Source organism: Metapseudomonas boanensis (assembly GCF_018704125.1).
Classification (GTDB): Bacteria; Pseudomonadota; Gammaproteobacteria; order Pseudomonadales; family Pseudomonadaceae; genus Metapseudomonas; species Metapseudomonas boanensis.
Genome location: NZ_JAGTIS010000007.1, coordinates 176,984 through 192,435, shown reverse-complemented (window position 1 = coordinate 192,435; position 15,452 = coordinate 176,984). Strand labels below are relative to the sequence as shown.

Here is a 15,452-nt window from a genome sequence, read left to right as displayed (position 1 = left end):
AACAATCAACGGCCGGGCTGAGAGCCTCGTAGGAGCGGGGGCACGCCTAGTCCTTAATCGCGAAGCGGCCCCTTTCGCGAGCAAGCTCGCTCCTACAAGGAATGCCGCCACTTGCAACACTTAACGCAGACAGAGCCAATCAATTCACCCCCACATCGTCCGGGCTCACCCACACTTCGAGTGACCGCAGTTGAGGCAGGTGGCGCAGCCGTCCATCTGTACGACGGCCTGGGTGCTGCACTTGCCGCAGAGTTGCGCGCCAGCGGGGAACCCTTCGCCGGGCTCTGCCTTGGAGGTACCCAGGCTGGCCTCGTAGGCAGCGCGCTTTTCCGCCAGGTAGAGTTTGTGCTCCTCGTCGAGCTGCTGGCCTTCCATCAGGCCAATCGCCACCAGGTGACGCTCCAGTACAGCGCCGATTTCGGCCACCAGTGAAGGCATGTAGACGCCGCCGCGCTTGAGGTAGCCGCCGCGCGGATCGAACACGGCCTTCAGTTCCTCCACGAGGAAAGTGCAGTCACCGCCCTTGCGAAACACCGCCGACATGATGCGCGTGAGCGCGACGATCCACTGGAAGTGTTCCATGCCCTTGGAGTTGATGAATATCTCGAAGGGCCGCCGCTGCTCGAAGGCGGTGCCGGCATTGAGCACGATGTCGTTGATGGTCACGTACAGCGCGTGCTCGAACAGCGGCGACTTGATCTTGTAGGTGGCGCCCACCAGGGTTTCCGGACGCTGCAGCGTTTCGTCCATCTGCACAACGGACGCAGCTTCCTCGGCGGCCTTGCGAGCCTTTTCCTGGTCCAGGTCGACCAGGCTGAAGCCCTTGATCTTTTTCTCGATCTTCACGCTCATGGGCGTCTCCCACGGCTCAGTATTTGCCGTAATAACCTTCCTTCAAGGCATCGAACAGGTTGGCGGCGGTGTGCACTTCGCCGTCGTACTCCACTTCCTCATTACCACGCAGCTCGACCACGCTGCCGTCCTCCAGCTCGAAGCGGTAGACGGTCTTTTCCAGGTCCGCGTCCTTGACCAGCACGCCCTGGAAAGCTGCCGGATTGAAGCGGAAAGTCGTGCAGCCCTTGAGGCCCTGGCGCCAGGCGTAGAGGTAGATGTCCTTGAAGGCCTCGAAGGGGAAGTCGGTGGGCACGTTGGCCGTCTTGGAAATCGACGAGTCGATCCACTTCTGCGCGGCCGCCTGCATGTCCACATGCTCGGCGGGGGTGATGTCGTCGGCGCTGACAAAGTAGTCCGGCAGGCGCTGCGCGGGGTGATCGGCCTCAGGCCGTGCCTGGCTGTTGACCAGCGCACGATAGGCCAGCAGCTCGTAGCTGCACACCTCGATCTTCTCCTTGGTTTTGCGGCCAGGGCGGATCAGGTTGCGCGAATACTGATGGGCGTAGCTCGGCTCGATGCCATTGGAGGCGTTGTTGGCCAGACTCAGGCTGATGGTTCCGGTCGGCGCGATGGAGCTGTGGTGGGTGAATCGGGCGCCGACTTCGGCCAGCTCGGCCACCAGTTCCGGCGCATGCTCGGCGATGCGCTGCATGTAACGCGAATAGCGAGCGTGGAGAATGCGTCCAGGAACACGGTCGCCCACCTTGTAACCGTCGTCGAGCATCTCCGGGCGCTTGCGCAGCATGGCAGCCGTCACCTCGAAGTCCTGGGTCAGGAGCGGCGCGGGGCCTTTCTCGCGGGCCAACTCCAGCGCCATCTGCCAACCTGCCAGAGCCATTTCCCGCGCCACCTCTTCGGTGAATACGCACGCCTCCGAGCTGCCGTAACGCATCCCGAGCAGGGCCAGAGCCGAACCCAAGCCAAGGAAGCCCATGCCATGCCGGCGCTTGCCGAGAATCTCGTCACGCTGGCGCGGCAATGGCAGGCCATTGATCTCCACCACATTGTCGAGCATGCGGGTGAACACCCGCACCACGGCGCGGAAGCGCTCCCAGTCGAAGTGCGCGTCGGCGCTGAACGGAGACTCGACGAAGGCGGTCAGGTTGATCGAACCGAGCAAGCAGGAACCATAAGGCGGCAAAGGCTGTTCGCCGCACGGGTTGGTCGCACGGATGGTTTCGCACCACCAGTTGTTGTTCAGCTCGTTGACCCGGTCGATGAGGATGAATCCCGGCTCGGCGAAGTCGTAGGTGGAGACCATGATCATGTCCCACAGGTGCCGAGCCTTGACCCAGCCGTAGACCCGGCAGGCCACCAGGCCGTCCTCGCGCACGGTGTAGCCCTCGTGGATCGGCCAATCGCGCCAAAGCACCTGGGTCGGATCATGGAAGTCGAGTTCGTCGAGCTCCTTGGCGTGCGCCGGGAACAGCAGCGGCCACTCGGTATCGTTCTCCACCGCGTGCATGAAGGCGTCACTGACCAGCAGGCTCAGGTTGAACTGACGCAGCCGGCCGTCTTCGCGCTTGGCGCGGATGAACTCGCGCACGTCTGGATGGCAGACATCGAAGGTGCCCATCTGCGCGCCACGCCGCCCGCCGGCGGAGCTGACGGTGAAGCACATCTTGTCGTAGACGTCCATGAACGACAGCGGCCCGCTGGTTTGCGCACCCGCCCCGGAGACGAAGGCGCCGCGAGGGCGCAGGGTACTGAATTCATAACCAATGCCGCAGCCGGCCTTGAGCGTCAGTCCCGCCTCGTGGAGTTTGCCGAGAATGTCGTCCATGGAGTCCAGGATGGTGCCGGACACGGTGCAATTGATGGTGGAGGTGGCCGGCTTGAGATCCTGGGCACCAGCGTTGGAGAGGATCCTGCCGGCGGGGATGGCACCATTGCGCAATGCCCAGAGGAAGCGTTCGTACCAATGCTCGCGGGTTGAGGTGTCGGACTCGACATCGGCCAGTGCGCGCGCAATGCGCTGCCAGGTCCCGTCGGGGGTGAGGTCAACAGGCGTCCCGTCCTTGAGCTTGAGACGGTACTTGCTGTCCCAGATATCTTCGGACGCCGCCTGCAGGGCAATCCCGTGATGGCCCTGGACCTGTGCCGAAACGCCTGTCTTGGCCATCCTCCACCCTCCGTCGATGAAGAGTCCAGACTAGTCTGACCTTGGAGGCCGGCCGCTGATTCACATCAACACGGCCCTCGCTCCCTCTTTCACCTTAGCAGGCGCCTCTTTCCCCCGGCCCCCCGCCCCGCGCGTCGGCGCCTGCTCAACGCTGAAGGAGCGGATTCATTCGCGAATGGGGCAGCAACGCAACCCCGGGGTCAGAGAGTTTCCAGGCATCCGGCCAGGTCGCTGGCCAGCTTTTCGATCAGTTTCTCGTAGCCACCGGCATCGACAGCCTGGTCAACGCCAAGTGCGTCAAGCTCGGCCAAGCGCACCGGCAGGCCGGCGCTCAGGGTCTCGGCAAGGCGCGGACGCAGCGGTGGCTCGCTGAACACACAACTCGGCCCGGCCTTCTGCAAGCGCTCCCGCATCGCCGCCACATGGCGCGCGCCGGGCTGCACTTCGCTGCCGGCACTGAACACGCCTGCATGGCGCAAACCATAGGCTGCCTCGAAATAGTCGAAGGCCTCATGGAAGACGAAGAAAGGTTTGCTGGCCACACCCGCCAGGCGTGCCTTGATGCGCGTGTCGAGCTGGTCAAGGCGCCCTTCGAAAGCCCTGAGGTTGGCCTGGTAACGCGCAGCATTGGCCGGATCGGCTGCTACAAGGTCAGTCACCATGCGCCTGGCGATCACCCGCGCGTTGGCCGGCAGCAGCCAGAGATGGGCGTCCAGCGAACCAGGGCGGTGTGCGTGGTCGTGCTCGTCGACGTCGCCGTCTTCTTCATGCTCGTCGTGGGCGGTCGCGAAGTGGCGCAGCTGCAGGCCGGGAAGGTCCTGGAGGGCCAGGCTCGGCTTGTCGCGTCCTTCCAGCACCCGAGGCAGAAAACCTTCCAGGTCGGGACCGACCCAGTAGAAGAGGTCTGCTTCACGCACCCGCCGCACGTCGGACGGGCGCAGCGCGTACTGGTGCGGCGAGGCGCCGGGGGGTAGCAGGACATCCGGCTGGCCATGGCCGTCCTGCACGGCAGCGGCGATCAGTTGCAGCGGCTTGATGCTGGTCAGCAGGCGGACTTCGGCCTGCGCCGAGAGCGCACAGGCGCTCAGGAGGAGGGTAGCGAGTAGACGGAACACGGCGAAGACTCTACGAGAAAAGAGTTATAGAATAACGTCTCTTTAATCGGACGTCGCCGCTGCCATGCTCAAGCCACTTTCCGCCAAGGCCCCCCTGGCCTGCCGACCTCACGACCACTCCCATTGCGTGGCCAATGCCCTGGCCGAAGCCGATGCCTTGTGCAGCCGCGATGGGCTGCGCCTGACGGTCCTGAGAAAGCGCGTGCTGGAGCTGGTCTGGCAGAGCCATAAGCCCCTGGGTGCCTACGACATCCTCGGCGTGCTCACTGAAGAAGACGGCCGCCGCGCGGCACCACCGACTGTCTATCGCGCCCTCGACTTCCTGCTGGAGAACGGACTGGTCCATCGCATCGCCTCGCTCAATGCCTTCGTCGGCTGCAACCATCCGGGCGTCGTGCACCAGGGCCAGTTCCTCATCTGCCGCAATTGCCAGACCGCCATCGAACTGGAGCAGCAGGCCATCAGCCAGGCCATCGTCGAAAGCGCCAGGGCCGTCGGCTTCAGTGTGGAAGGGCAAACAGTGGAGATCGTCGGCCTGTGCGCCAGCTGCCAGGTGGCCGCATGAGCGATGCACTGATCCGCCTTGAAGGCGTAGGCGTTACCTTCGCCGGCCAGCCGGTGCTGCAGGACGTCCAGCTGACGGTGAAGCCCGGCGAAATCGTCACGCTGATCGGCCCCAATGGTGCGGGCAAGACCACACTCGTGCGCACCGTGCTCGGCCTGCTCAAGCCTCACCGGGGCACCGTATGGCGCAAGCCGCGCCTGTGCATCGGCTACATGCCGCAGAAGCTCCAGGTGGATGCGACCTTGCCGCTGAACGTGGTGCGTTTCCTGCGCCTGGTGCCCGGTGTGGACCGCACGACAGCGCTTTCCGCCCTCGATGAGGTGGGCGCAACACACGTGATCGACAGCCCGCTGCAGACCATCTCCGGCGGCGAGTTGCAGCGTGTCCTGCTCGCCCGCGCCCTGCTGCGCGAGCCCGAGTTGCTTGTTCTGGATGAGCCGGTGCAAGGCGTCGACGTCGCCGGGCAGGCCGAGCTCTACCGGCTGATCACCCGCCTGCGCGACCGCCACGGTTGCGGCGTGCTGATGGTGTCCCACGACCTTCACCTGGTGATGAGTACTACCGACCAGGTCGTTTGCCTGAACCGGCATGTCTGCTGCTCCGGGCACCCGGAGCAAGTCAGCGGCGATCCTGCCTTCGTCGAGCTGTTCGGCCAGGACGCCAAGAGCCTGGCTGTCTACCACCACCATCATGATCATGCCCACGACCTGCATGGCGAGGTGGTGAAGGATTCACAAGGCTCCTTCCCCAGCGGAACCCGTTTCACTCCCGTCCACAAGCACGGCCCCGACTGCAACCATGGCTGATTTCCTACTCAACGCTCTGCTCGCCGGCCTCGCCCTGGCGCTGGTCGCTGGCCCGCTCGGCTCCTTCGTGGTATGGCGGCGCATGGCCTATTTCGGCGACACCCTGTCCCACGCGGCGCTGCTCGGCGTCGCCCTCGGGCTGATGCTGGACGTCAGCCCGACCCTGGCGGTAACCGTCGGCTGCGTGCTGCTCGCGGTGCTGCTGGTGACCTTGCAACAGCGCCAGCCGCTGGCCTCGGACACACTGCTCGGCATCCTCGCCCACAGCACGCTGTCCCTTGGGCTTGTCGTGCTGAGCTTCATGAGCGAGGTGCGCATCGACCTGATGGGCTACCTGTTCGGCGACCTGCTCGCCGTCAGCGGCACGGACCTGGCCTGGATCCTTGGCGGCAGCGCGCTGGTGCTGCTGGCGCTGATACTGATGTGGCGCCCCTTGCTGGCGATCACCGTGCATGAGGAGCTGGCGCGCGTCGAAGGTCTGCCGGTTGCCGCCATCCGCCTTGGCCTGATGCTGCTGATTGCGGTGGTGATCGCCGTGGCGATGAAGATCGTCGGCGTACTGCTGATCACTTCCCTGCTGATCATCCCGGCGGCAGCAGCCCAGCGCCACGCCCGTAGTCCGGAGCAGATGGCTCTGGGCGCCAGCTTGCTCGGGCTGCTGGCGGTCTGCGCCGGACTCTCGCTGTCCTGGCTCAAGGACACCCCGGCCGGCCCCTCGATCGTGGTCTCTGCGGCCACGTTGTTCCTCTTCAGCTTCGCCCTGCCACGCCGCGCCTGAATGGCGCGGCTGTCACACAGGACGCCCCAGGCCGTCGAGGATCAGGTCGGCGGCCTTCTCCGCAATCATCAGCGTCGGTGAGCAGGTATTGCCGGAAACGATCTCCGGCATGACCGAGGCATCGGCGATCCGCAGCCCCGGAACCCCGTGCACACGCAGCTCGGCATCCACCACCGCCGCCGCGCCCTGGCCCATGCGGCAGGTGCCGACCGGGTGGAAGATGGTGGTGCCGATCCTTCCGGCCGCCTCCTGCAGTTCGTCTTCAGACTGCAGCGCCGAACCGGGCAAATGCTCTGCTGGCCGATACCGCGCAAGGGCCGGCGCGGCGGCGATGCGTCGGGTCAGGCGGATTGCGTCGACGGCCACCCTCAGGTCTTCGGCATGGCTCAAGTAGTTGGGCTGGATCAGCGGCGGAGCGGCCGTGTCGACGGAACGGATCTCAACCCGCCCACGACTCAGCGGCCGCAGGTTGCACACGGACGCGGTGAACGCCGGGAACGAATGCAGGGGCTCGCCGAAACGCTCCAGCGACAGCGGCTGCACGTGGTATTCCAGATTCGCCCGCGCCTGCTCGGGCCCCGAACGGACGAAAGCGCCCAGTTGACTTGGTGCCATGGCCAGCGGGCCGCTGCGATTGACGAGATAGCGCAGGCCCATGCCCAGGCGGCCCCGGAGGCTACCGGCCAGCTGGTTCAGGGTCTTCACGCCGCTGACCTTGTAGACCAGGCGTAGCTGCAGGTGGTCCTGCAGGTTGCCGCCTACGCCGGGCAGTTCATGGCGAACACCAATCCCAAGGCGCTCGAGCAATGCACGCGGGCCTATCCCTGAGCGCTGCAGCAGCATCGGCGAACCCACCGCGCCGGCGCAGAGGATGACCTCGCGCCGCGCACGAAACTCGTGCTGCAAGCCCTGCCAACGCCCCGTCAGGCCAACCGCACGACCGTTCTCCAACAGCAGCCGGTGCACCTCGACGCCGGTGCGTAACGTCAGATTGGGCCGCTGCAAGGCTGGACGGAGAAATGCCTTGGACGCGTTCCAGCGCACTCCGGAACGCTGGTTGACCTGGAAGTAGCCGCAGCCCTGGTTATCACCGGTGTTGAAGTCCTCCACCGGGGCGATTCCGCATTCGCCAGCCGCCGCCCGGAAGGCATCGAGGATTTCCCAGGACAGGCGCTGTCGCTCTACCCGCCATTCGCCTCGGCCGCCATGGAAGCTGGATTCACCGGCAAAGTGGTTTTCGCTGCGCAGGAACAGCGGCAGCACCTCTTTCCAGCTCCAGCCCGGATTGCCCAGCTCGACCCAGCGGTCATAGTCGGCCGCCTGACCGCGCATGTAGATCATCCCGTTGATCGAGGAGCTGCCACCCAGGACCTTGCCTCGGGGGTAGCTCAGGCTGCGCCCGTGCAGGCCTGGCTCCGCCTCGGTACGAAAGCACCAGTCAGTGCGCGGGTTGCCGATGCAATATAGGTAGCCGACGGGGATGTGGATCCAGGGATAGCTGTCCTGCCCGCCGGCCTCCAGAAGCAGGACGCGCAGTCGCGGGTTGGCCGAGAGCCGGTTGGCCAGCAGGCAGCCGGCAGGCCCTGCGCCGACGATGACATAGTCGAAATCCTGAATGTCTGGATACATGGCTTCACCTGCCTTTTCTTCTTGTTGTCAGGCGCCTTCCCGGGCGCATCCACCGCCTACCACTCTAACGAAGCACTTGGCAGGAAACAGCCTGGAAGCGCCAATGATCACTTCGAAACAAGATGACAGAATCGCCAATCCAACGGCCGGAATGCCCCTACTTTTTGTCCTGACCGGTTCAGCCATGTACAATCGCGCGTTTTTTGAGCAATCAGAGGCCTGTCGGAATGAAGTTGTTCGCCACTCGTTGCCTGCCCGTTGTCGCGTTTTCCCTGTTGCTGGCCGCCTGCCAGACAGCACAGCAGGAAGCCGCCTCGCCAACGGACGAACTGCGCAGCAGCTTCCGGCAGCTCGACCAGACTCTCGCCGCCGGCCAACTGGCTGACGCCGAAAACCAGCTCAACGCTCTGGAAGGCCGCGCCGCTGCCGATGCCCGCTTCGGACAGTACCAGCGGCAGTTGGCCGACGCCTGGCTGAAGCGCAGCCAGGTTGCCCTCCAGCAGGGCGACCTGAATGGCGCTGCCACAGCCCTCAGCCATGCTCGCAGCCTGATGCCCAAGGCGCCAGCCCTGACCCGAGGCTTGGGGGGTGCTATCGATAAGGCCCGCCAGACCGACAGCGAAACACCTCTCCCGGAACCGGCCCCACAGTCCTGAAGCCCGTTCCCGGCGGGCAGCTAGACTGGTCAGAGTCCATCTGTCGCTTATTCCATGACGCTATAGCCATAGGTCCAGAAAGATTTTCTGCGCCTATGCGGCAGCAGGTAAAATTGCCGGTTTTTAGCCGATCCGGCTGAACGACGAACCCACAAGGTTTCTGCAGTGATCGAATTCCATAACGTCCACAAGGCGTACCGTGTCGCGGGCCGGGAGATCCCGGCCTTGCAGCCGACTGACCTCGCCATCCAGAGCGGCGAAGTCTTTGGCCTGATCGGCCACTCGGGGGCCGGCAAGAGCACCCTGCTGCGACTGATCAACCGCCTCGAGGAGCCCACCGGCGGGCGCATCGTCATCGAAGGCGAGGACGTCACCGCCCTTGACAGCGAAGGCCTGCGCCGCTTCCGCCAGCGCGTCGGGATGATCTTCCAGCACTTCAACTTGCTGTCGTCCAAGACCGTCGCCGACAACGTCGCCCTGCCGCTGAAGCTGGCCGGCGAACTGTCGCGCAGTGAGATCGACCGCCGTGTCGCTGAACTGCTGGCCCGCGTCGGCCTCAGTGACCATACCAGGAAGTACCCGGCGCAACTCTCCGGCGGCCAGAAGCAGCGCGTCGGAATCGCCCGTGCCCTGGCCACCCAGCCGAAGATCCTGCTCTGCGACGAGGCCACCAGCGCCCTCGATCCGCAGACCACCGCGCAAGTCCTGCAGCTGCTGGCCGAGATCAACCGCGAGCTGAACCTGACCATCGTGCTCATTACCCACGAGATGGACGTGATCCGCCGCGTCTGCGACCGCGTCGCCGTTATGGATGGTGGCGTCATCGTCGAGCAGGGGCCGGTGGCCGATGTGTTCCTGCACCCGCAGCATCCGACCACCCAGCGCTTCGTGCTGGAGGATGAACAGGTCGACGAAGGCGAACAGCATGACGACTTCGCCCATGTGACCGGTCGCATCCTGCGCCTGACCTTCCGCGGCGAAGCCACCTATGCACCGCTGCTGGGCACAGTGGCGCGCCAGACCGGCGTGGACTACAGCATCCTGGCTGGGCGCATCGACCGCATCAAGGACACCCCCTACGGCCAGCTGACCCTGGCCCTGACCGGCGGCGACATTGACGCCGCGCTGATCTGCTTCCGCGAGGCGGACGTACACCTGGAGGTCCTCCGCTGATGGACGCCCTGCTCGCCAATATCGACTGGTACGAAATCTGGCTCGCCACCCTCGACACCCTGCTGATGCTGGGCGGCTCGCTGCTGTTCACCATCCTCCTGGGCCTGCCGCTGGGCGTGCTGCTGTTCCTCACCGGGCCGCGCCAGCTGTTCGAGCAGAAGGCCGTCTACGGCCTGCTGTCGTTGCTGGTCAACGTGCTGCGCTCGCTGCCCTTCATCATCCTGCTGATCGTGATGATCCCGTTCACCGTGCTCGTCACCGGTACCTCACTGGGTGTCGCCGGCGCCATCCCGCCGCTGGTAGTGGGGGCCACGCCGTTCTTCGCGCGCCTGGTAGAAACCGCCCTGCGCGAGGTCGACCGCGGCATCCTTGAAGCCACCCAGGCGATGGGCGCCACCACCCGGCAGATCATCGTCAACGCGCTGCTGCCGGAAGCGCGGCCGGGCATCTTCGCCGCCATCACCGTCACTGCCATCACCCTGGTGTCCTACACCGCGATGGCTGGCGTGGTAGGTGCAGGCGGCCTAGGCGACCTGGCGATCCGCTTCGGCTACCAGCGCTTCCAGACTGACGTGATGGTGGTCACCGTGATCCTGCTGCTGGTGCTCGTACAGATTCTGCAAACCGTCGGCGACAAGCTGGTGGTGCACTTCTCTCGTAAATGACCACAAGCCGGCGCCAACTGCGCCGCTGAATGACTTCCCACAGGAGCCGAACATGAAAAAACTGCTGGTGGCCTTCGCCGCTCTGACCGCCCTCTCCGCCCAGGCCGACACCCTGAAAGTCGCCGCTACGCCGGTACCGCACGCGGAGATCCTTGAGTTCATCAAGCCGCAGCTGGCCAAAGAAGGCGTTGACCTGCAGGTGAAGGTCTTCACCGACTACGTGCAGCCAAACGTCCAGGTCGCCGAAGGCCGCCTCGACGCCAACTTCTTCCAGCACCAGCCCTATCTCGACGAGTTCAACAAGGCTCGCCAGACCAAGGTCAAGCTGGAAACCGTGACCGGCGTACACATCGAGCCCTTCGGTGCCTACTCCAGCAAGATCAAGAACCTGGCCGACCTGCCCGAGGGCGCCCAGGTGGTCATCCCCAACGACGCCACCAACGGCGGCCGCGCCCTGCTGCTGCTGGACAAGGCTGGCGTGATCAAGCTGAAGGACAACACAAGCATCACCGCGACCCCGAAGGACATCGCCGAGAATCCGAAGGGGATCAAGATTCGTGAGCTGGAAGCTGCCACCCTGCCGCGTGTCCTGAACCAGGTGGACCTGGCGCTGATCAACACCAACTACGCCCTGGAAGCCAAGCTGAACCCGACCCAGGACGCCCTGGCCATCGAAGGCAGTGACTCGCCCTACGTGAACATCCTGGTGGCCCGCGAAGACAACAAGGCCAGCGCCGACATGCAGAAGCTGGCCAAGGCCCTGCACAGCCCCGAGGTGAAGAAGTTCATCCAGGAGAAGTACAAAGGCGCGGTCGTGCCGGCGTTCTGATCCTTCCAGTCTGAATGAAAAAGCCCGCTCATCGAGCGGGCTAATGAGATGGTCACCCCCGACACCCTGCGAAGGCTACCTTTCGCAGGGTGTTTTTATTCCGGAGGCCATCGCCATGAAGTCAGCAGCATTGATCGGTATCGATCTTGGTAAACATAGTTTCCATTTGCATGCCCAGGATAGTTGCGGTCGTGAGGTATTTCGCAAGAAGGCCACTCGCCAGCAACTGATGCGTCTGCTCGTTAATCAGCCTGCTTGCACAGTGGTGATGGAAGCCTGTGCGGGTTCGCACTGCCTGGCGCGGGAGATTGCGGCGCTGGGGCATGAGGCCAAGTTGATCTCTCCGCAATTCGTGCGGCCCTTTGTGCAGGGCAACAAGAATGACTTCATCGACGCGCAGGCCATCTGCGAAGCGGCTTCCAGGCCGTCGATGCGCTTCGTGACACCAAAGAACGAAGCTCAGCAAACCCTCTCGGTGCTGCATCGTCTACGCGAGTCGCTGATTCGTGATCGCACCAAAGCCATTAACCAGCTGCATGGCTTTCTGCTGGAGTTCGGCATCAGCCTGCCAGTGGGTAAAGCGGTCATTCGGCGCTTGCCCAGCGTACTGGCTGAGCATGCGCTGCCCGTGCGTTTGTCTGCGTTACTGCAGCGACTGCAGCGACTGCAGCGACTGCATGAGCATTTCACCTATCTGGATGAGCAGATCAAGGCGCTGGACAAGGAAGTCGCCGGTCAGCTGGATGAGGATGACGTGGGCAGCCGATTGCTGACGATCCCCGGCGTAGGGCCGATCACAGCCAGTGTGCTGGCAGCGGAAATGGGCGATGGCAAGCAGTACGCCAGCAGCCGAGATTTTGCCGCTTCTGTCGGCTTGGTGCCGAGGCAGTACAGCACGGGTGGGCGGGCCAATCTGCGGGGTATCAGCAAGCGTGGTGACAAGAATTTGCGTCGACTGCTGGTGCAATGCGCGCGGGCCTACATGCTGCGCTTAGAGCATCAGCGCGGCGCGTTGGCCGATTGGGTGCGCAGCCTGCTCTGTCGGCGCCACTCGAATGTGGTGGCCTGTGCGCTAGCAAATAAGTTGGCACGTATCGCCTGGGCTATCACCACACAGCACAGTCGTTATGAAACAGGGTCAGGCGACTGCACCGCCTGACCCTGCTGATGTTGCAGTACTACGAAGCACCCTTTCAGGTTTTGCGATAGCTGAACAACAGATAACGTGAACGGCCTACCGGCCTGGTGAAGAACCTGACACAAAAATCGGCTTATGAAGCCGCCGGGCTTTTCAGGATCACCAGGTGCGACGCTCATCGTGGCGCGGGGCATGCCCCATACGGACGCCGGATAGATTTAAGCAAGCCAAACACCCATCGCTGATCAATTGCAAAAAAGAGGGTGACCATAGATTTTGTGGGTGATTGGGAGTCCGTGCACGGTCAAACTTCCCTCTCCCCCGACCCCTCTCCCGGTGGGAGAGAGGTGACACAGACCCCACCACCTGCGCGGACTGCTCCTCTCCCTTTGGGGCGAACCAGACACGCTTTTGGAAGCACAGCTTCCGGTGCCTGTGAGCGCCAGAACGCGAAGCGTTCTGGCCGGGGCGCAGGGCGGGGTTGGGGTGAGGGCAGCGGGATATTGCAGGGAGTCGAATGAACCGCTTAGCCCTTCGGCGCCACCAGTCCCGGCAACTGCTCCTTGAGCTTCTGGTTGTTCAACGGCGCGCGGATGACGGTGCACGAGTGACTTTCCTCCTATCTCGCGGGAACAACCAGCACAGCACAAACGGAAAAAGCACTCCCCCGATTAAGAAGCTTCCGATAGTTCCAGCGAGCAATGCCATGCCAGCCTATCAAGCCTTGGTATGGGAGCTATCGAGCTGGTTTCGGAGCACTCCCAACTGTCCAAAAAACCAGAAGACCCACTCTCATCGGGCGCGTTGGTACCCGATGAGACGCAAAGACAGCTTCCCCGGCATAGCGCTGCTGGAAAAAGGAGATTGGCTAATGGAAAGCAGTAGGAGACCTATAAAGACGCGCTCCGCAAATTGGGCGAAGCAAATTGCTGGAGTCCTTGCAGGTACCGGCATTTCCCCTAATCGAATTTCTATTGCGAGCGTAGCCTTTGCGTTCGCAGGCGCCGCCGCCCTCAACATTGATAGCGGTGTCATTGGATCAATCTGCTGCGCCGTCGGCATCCAAATGCGCCTGCTGTGCAATTTACTGGATGGGATGGTGGCGATGGAGGGTGGAAAATCATCCCCTATCGGCAACCTCTACAACGAATTTCCGGATCGAATTGCCGATGGCCTGCTGATCGTTGGGCTGGGGTATGCCATTGGACACATCGAACTCGGGTGGTTTGCTGCGTTGGTCGCTGCGCTTACCGCCTATGTCAGGGTGTTTGGAGGTTCTATTGCTCTCAAACAGAACTTCAGTGGTCCCATGGCCAAGCAGCATCGGATGGCGGTAATGACAATGGGGCTGATGGCGAATGTCGTCGAAACAAGCGTATTTGGCACTCACCAAGCCCTGTTGATATCACTGGTTGTCATTGCCGTTGGATCAGCCGTTACCTGTATCACGCGAACTCTGGCGATCTCCAAACAATTGAAGGGGACGCCCAATGTGGATCAGTAACGCGCTGATTTCTGTACTTCGATTCCTCATCGGCGCCACGGCCAAGTGGGAGAGTCCGCCGGACCTCTCGCGTCAGCGAATCTACTTCGCTAATCACACCAGTCATATGGACACCCTCGCTATTGTTGCGGCGCTGCCGCCTGCGGCGAGGATGAATGTGAAACCGGTCGCCGCTGCTGATTACTGGGGAAAGAACCGCTTTTTGTCGTTCCTGGCCCAGAAAGGGCTGAATGCCGTACTGATTGAACGTAGCCCCACCCCTGGCAAAAACGCACTTGAACCCATTCTGGATGCAGTGCAGGCAGGCCATTCGATCATCATTTTTCCCGAAGGCACACGATCAAGCCAAGCGCTTCCGGGAATGTTCAAGTCGGGCCTGTATCGACTGGGAGAGTCCTTCCCTGAGGTCGAACTCGTGCCCATTTACTTGGAGAACCTGCATCGCTCCATGCCAAAGGGTAAGCACATCCCGCTGCCTATTACCTGCACGATCCGCATTGGCAACCCAATGAAACGAATTGCGGGCGAAGACAAGCAGTCGTTCCTGGAGCGGGCGCGGAGTGAAATCGTGAGGCTTTCGAAATGAGTCTGGATGCGAAGTTCTATTGGTTCTTCTGCGCAATCGCCGGCTTGCTGGCGATTGCTTCCTGCACTGGATGGCTGCTGGGCGACCGAGCAAAAACCGAAGCCGCGATCCTTACCATTCAAAACCTGAAACAGAGAGTCAATGCCTGGTGGGGGATGGTGATTATCTTCTTCGTGTCCTACCTACTGGGTAGTAACGCGACGATTGTGCTCTTCGGCTTCATCTCACTATTTGCACTCAGGGAATTCATCACGCTCACACCCACGGCACGAGGTGACCATAACGCCTTGTTTTCAGCTTTCTTCATCCTGATCCCGCTGCAATACATCCTGATAAGTACGCACTGGTATTCAATGTTCACAGTGCTAATTCCAGTGTATGCCTTCTTGCTGCTACCGGCGATCGCGGTGCTTAGCCAGGACACTGAAGCCTTCTTGGAAAGGACAGCCAAGATCCAGTGGGGTGTAATGATCTGCATCTATTGCATCAGTCACGCGCCAGCGCTGTTGCTACTCGATCTAGCAGGATTCAAGAACCAGAACGCGTTCTTGCTGTTTTACCTGGTATTCGTCGTTCAGATGAGCGATGTGTTGCAGTACGTTTTCGGAAAGCTCTTCGGCAAGCACAAACTGGCGCCGCTGGTGAGCCCATCCAAGACGTTGGAAGGCCTGGTGGGTGGCGGTATCTCCGCGGCACTGATTGGCGGGTGCATGTTCTGGATGACGCCCTTCAGTTTTTTGCAGGCATTGTTGATGTCGATCGTCATCGTAGTGATGGGAGTCCTGGGCGGGCTGGTCATGTCAGCGATCAAACGCAGCCTTAGCGCCAAGGACTGGGGAACCATGATCAGCGGTCACGGCGGGATGCTGGATCGAATGGACTCGGTGTGCTTCGCTGCGCCAATCTTCTTTCACCTTACCCGATACTTCTTCTCCGCTTAGTTCGGCGCAAAGTAACTCGAAACCAGAAGACGAAATCCATGGCTTCATTGT

Annotated in this window: 15 protein-coding genes; 11 read left to right on the top strand and 4 right to left on the bottom strand. The window is 62.4% G+C overall.

The genetic code is table 11. The features are described from left to right. Positions 1 to 165 precede the first annotated feature (165 nt). The 3 genes from J7302_RS14915 to J7302_RS14905 all read right to left on the bottom strand — a co-directional run bounded on the left by J7302_RS14915 (position 166) and on the right by J7302_RS14905 (position 4,131). Positions 166 to 852, bottom strand: coding sequence for a TSCPD domain-containing protein (locus tag J7302_RS14915; RefSeq protein WP_215376052.1), 687 nt, complete (start codon positions 850 to 852; stop codon positions 166 to 168). Positions 853 to 868: 16 nt separating this feature from the next. Next, positions 869 to 3,016: an adenosylcobalamin-dependent ribonucleoside-diphosphate reductase gene (locus J7302_RS14910; protein WP_215376049.1), complete on the bottom strand. Its 2,148-nt coding sequence runs from the start codon at positions 3,014 to 3,016 to the stop codon at positions 869 to 871. A 200-nt stretch (positions 3,017 to 3,216) separates the two neighbouring features. Next, entirely contained in the window at positions 3,217 to 4,131 is a 915-nt protein-coding gene (locus J7302_RS14905; RefSeq protein WP_215376046.1) for a zinc ABC transporter substrate-binding protein, read from the bottom strand. A 64-nt stretch (positions 4,132 to 4,195) separates the two neighbouring features. Here J7302_RS14905 and J7302_RS14900 point away from each other — a divergent pair, with 64 nt between their 5' ends. The 3 genes from J7302_RS14900 to znuB are packed head-to-tail and all read left to right on the top strand — an operon-like array spanning position 4,196 to position 6,280. Then, on the top strand, positions 4,196 to 4,696 hold the full coding sequence (locus tag J7302_RS14900; RefSeq protein WP_215376043.1) for a Fur family transcriptional regulator: 501 nt from the start codon (positions 4,196 to 4,198) through the stop codon (positions 4,694 to 4,696). Next, complete coding sequence (gene znuC / locus J7302_RS14895) at positions 4,693 to 5,502, top strand: zinc ABC transporter ATP-binding protein ZnuC (RefSeq protein WP_215376040.1); 810 nt, start codon at positions 4,693 to 4,695, stop codon at positions 5,500 to 5,502. Before J7302_RS14900 ends, znuC begins: the two co-directional genes overlap by 4 nt. Further along, positions 5,495 to 6,280, top strand: a complete 786-nt coding sequence (gene znuB / locus J7302_RS14890; RefSeq protein ID WP_215376037.1) for a zinc ABC transporter permease subunit ZnuB — start codon at positions 5,495 to 5,497, stop codon at positions 6,278 to 6,280. Before znuC ends, znuB begins: the two co-directional genes overlap by 8 nt. A 12-nt stretch (positions 6,281 to 6,292) precedes the next feature. Here the strand turns inward: znuB and J7302_RS14885 are convergent, their stop codons facing one another. Beyond that, positions 6,293 to 7,909 carry a GMC family oxidoreductase gene (locus tag J7302_RS14885; protein ID WP_215376032.1) on the bottom strand — a complete coding sequence of 539 codons (1,617 nt, stop codon included), beginning with the start codon at positions 7,907 to 7,909 and terminating at the stop codon, positions 6,293 to 6,295. Between the two features lie 227 nt (positions 7,910 to 8,136). Between J7302_RS14885 and J7302_RS14880 the strand changes: the two genes are divergently transcribed. The 8 genes from J7302_RS14880 (at position 8,137) to J7302_RS14845 (ending at position 15,401) form a co-directional block, all read left to right on the top strand. Beyond that, entirely contained in the window at positions 8,137 to 8,565 is a 429-nt protein-coding gene (locus J7302_RS14880; RefSeq protein ID WP_215376028.1) for a hypothetical protein, read from the top strand. 165 nt (positions 8,566 to 8,730) lie between these two features. Next, positions 8,731 to 9,738: a methionine ABC transporter ATP-binding protein gene (locus J7302_RS14875; protein WP_215376025.1), complete on the top strand. Its 1,008-nt coding sequence runs from the start codon at positions 8,731 to 8,733 to the stop codon at positions 9,736 to 9,738. Further along, the gene (locus tag J7302_RS14870) at positions 9,738 to 10,403 is read left to right on the top strand and encodes a methionine ABC transporter permease (RefSeq protein WP_215376022.1); all 666 of its coding nucleotides are present in this window, start codon (positions 9,738 to 9,740) and stop codon (positions 10,401 to 10,403) included. Before J7302_RS14875 ends, J7302_RS14870 begins: the two co-directional genes overlap by 1 nt. A gap of 52 nt (positions 10,404 to 10,455) precedes the next feature. Further along, the gene (locus J7302_RS14865) at positions 10,456 to 11,232 is read left to right on the top strand and encodes a MetQ/NlpA family ABC transporter substrate-binding protein (RefSeq protein ID WP_215376019.1); all 777 of its coding nucleotides are present in this window, start codon (positions 10,456 to 10,458) and stop codon (positions 11,230 to 11,232) included. A 115-nt stretch (positions 11,233 to 11,347) separates the two neighbouring features. Further along, the gene (locus tag J7302_RS14860; protein ID WP_215376016.1) at positions 11,348 to 12,391 is read left to right on the top strand and encodes an IS110 family RNA-guided transposase; all 1,044 of its coding nucleotides are present in this window, start codon (positions 11,348 to 11,350) and stop codon (positions 12,389 to 12,391) included. Positions 12,392 to 13,241: 850 nt separating this feature from the next. Next, the gene (locus J7302_RS14855) at positions 13,242 to 13,874 is read left to right on the top strand and encodes a CDP-alcohol phosphatidyltransferase family protein (RefSeq protein WP_215376248.1); all 633 of its coding nucleotides are present in this window, start codon (positions 13,242 to 13,244) and stop codon (positions 13,872 to 13,874) included. Beyond that, positions 13,861 to 14,460: a lysophospholipid acyltransferase family protein gene (locus J7302_RS14850; RefSeq protein WP_215376014.1), complete on the top strand. Its 600-nt coding sequence runs from the start codon at positions 13,861 to 13,863 to the stop codon at positions 14,458 to 14,460. Before J7302_RS14855 ends, J7302_RS14850 begins: the two co-directional genes overlap by 14 nt. Beyond that, positions 14,457 to 15,401: a phosphatidate cytidylyltransferase gene (locus J7302_RS14845; RefSeq protein ID WP_215376009.1), complete on the top strand. Its 945-nt coding sequence runs from the start codon at positions 14,457 to 14,459 to the stop codon at positions 15,399 to 15,401. Before J7302_RS14850 ends, J7302_RS14845 begins: the two co-directional genes overlap by 4 nt. The last annotated feature ends 51 nt before the right edge of the window (positions 15,402 to 15,452 follow it).

Coding starts and splice junctions, on each gene's coding strand:
- znuC (WP_215376040.1), top strand. CDS start 4,693: ATGAGCGATGCACTGATCCGCCTTGAAGGCGTAGGCGTTACCTTCGCC.
- znuB (WP_215376037.1), top strand. CDS start 5,495: ATGGCTGATTTCCTACTCAACGCTCTGCTCGCCGGCCTCGCCCTGGCG.
- J7302_RS14885 (WP_215376032.1), bottom strand. CDS start 7,909: ATGTATCCAGACATTCAGGATTTCGACTATGTCATCGTCGGCGCAGGG.
- J7302_RS14900 (WP_215376043.1), top strand. CDS start 4,196: ATGCTCAAGCCACTTTCCGCCAAGGCCCCCCTGGCCTGCCGACCTCAC.
- J7302_RS14845 (WP_215376009.1), top strand. CDS start 14,457: ATGAGTCTGGATGCGAAGTTCTATTGGTTCTTCTGCGCAATCGCCGGC.
- J7302_RS14865 (WP_215376019.1), top strand. CDS start 10,456: ATGAAAAAACTGCTGGTGGCCTTCGCCGCTCTGACCGCCCTCTCCGCC.
- J7302_RS14850 (WP_215376014.1), top strand. CDS start 13,861: ATGTGGATCAGTAACGCGCTGATTTCTGTACTTCGATTCCTCATCGGC.
- J7302_RS14910 (WP_215376049.1), bottom strand. CDS start 3,016: ATGGCCAAGACAGGCGTTTCGGCACAGGTCCAGGGCCATCACGGGATT.
- J7302_RS14860 (WP_215376016.1), top strand. CDS start 11,348: ATGAAGTCAGCAGCATTGATCGGTATCGATCTTGGTAAACATAGTTTC.
- J7302_RS14915 (WP_215376052.1), bottom strand. CDS start 852: ATGAGCGTGAAGATCGAGAAAAAGATCAAGGGCTTCAGCCTGGTCGAC.
- J7302_RS14870 (WP_215376022.1), top strand. CDS start 9,738: ATGGACGCCCTGCTCGCCAATATCGACTGGTACGAAATCTGGCTCGCC.
- J7302_RS14855 (WP_215376248.1), top strand. CDS start 13,242: ATGGAAAGCAGTAGGAGACCTATAAAGACGCGCTCCGCAAATTGGGCG.
- J7302_RS14880 (WP_215376028.1), top strand. CDS start 8,137: ATGAAGTTGTTCGCCACTCGTTGCCTGCCCGTTGTCGCGTTTTCCCTG.